Annotated in this window: 1 protein-coding gene; it reads left to right on the forward strand. The window is 36.6% G+C overall.

Annotation, left to right across the window (positions count from 1 at the left end):
• Nucleotides 1-534: 534 nt before the first annotated feature.
• Nucleotides 535-1273, forward strand: a 739-nt coding sequence (locus AC1DRF_RS28335) for an extracellular catalytic domain type 1 short-chain-length polyhydroxyalkanoate depolymerase (protein WP_477742351.1), incomplete at its 3' end; no start/stop codon positions are given.

Raw genomic sequence — 1273 nt, forward strand, 5'->3', positions numbered from 1 at the left:
GGAAAAGAGTGATTGCAACCAGCCTTTGTATGATTGTTGCGAACGAAGAAGAGGTTAAACCAAAAACATTTGCTCTTTAAGGTTCTTCTTTTTCAACGTGGCTTCCGCACCTGCACCTTGCCATTTGCTGCGAAAGAATTGGTGAATAAAAAGCAAAATATAAAATAGTAAAGGTTACAGATTTAAACATGAAGAGCAATAAATTCATATAAATGATAGGGAGCATCATATAATAAAAGTATAGAGGCTTAATTCGGCAAAAGGTATTTAAACATCAAGGTCCAAATAAAAGGGCAAACGGCATGTTTGTCCTTTTTTCATGATTATAGTGACAATTTTCATATATAGTAATAAAGTATATATATAGCAAAAAAATCCCAAATTTCAAGAAGATAAAAAACGCCTTAAAACCAAAACAAGTGGTACTCTTAGAGTATGTAGAACGTGCAAAAAAACGAAATAATATGTAGTATTGTAATACAGGACGTAATTGGGAAGAAAAATGAAAACGTTGACAAAAAGAGGAGGGGTACCATGTTGGGTTCACTACCTAATGTTATAAATACGTCAACGCTTGTGTCTTCAAGTGAACAACAAGAAGCGTCATCTGAATCATTTAAAACAWATACTCATAAAGGAAAAAAATTCAAGGTCTATTTACCTAAATCCTATCATATTTTAAAATCTTACCCACTAATGGTTATGCTGCATGGATGTACACAAAATGCAGATGATTTTGCAATAGGCACGCAAATGAATGAGCTCGCCGACGAAAAAGAATTTATTGTCGTATACCCACAGCAGTCTTCTAACTCAAATATGAATAAATGCTGGAACTGGTTTGAACCTCTTCATCAAATTAGAGGGTTTGGCGAGCCAGCTATTATTGCAGGGATTGTAAAAAAAGTCCAAAACATGCACTTTATTCAGAAAAATAAAGTGTTTATTGCCGGTCTGTCAGCAGGAGGAGCAATGAGCATCGTTATGGGGGTAACGTATCCAGAACTGTTTGCTGGAATAGGTGTGTCAGCAGGTATCGAATATCAGGCGGCTCTTAACGTATTTAATGCGTATTCTGTCATGGCCAGTAAAGGTCCTTCCCCCGTTAAACAAGGAAGAATTGCTTATCAGCAAATGGGAAAACGGGCAAAGCCACTGCCGCTCATTGTATTTCATGGTAACGCTGATTCTACGGTAAATGTAGCCAATGCAGATCAAGTGGTTCACCAGTGGATTACAACGAATAATCTTGCTTATAACGGAAGAATAGATG

Source organism: Priestia sp. P5_B4 (assembly GCF_056400385.1).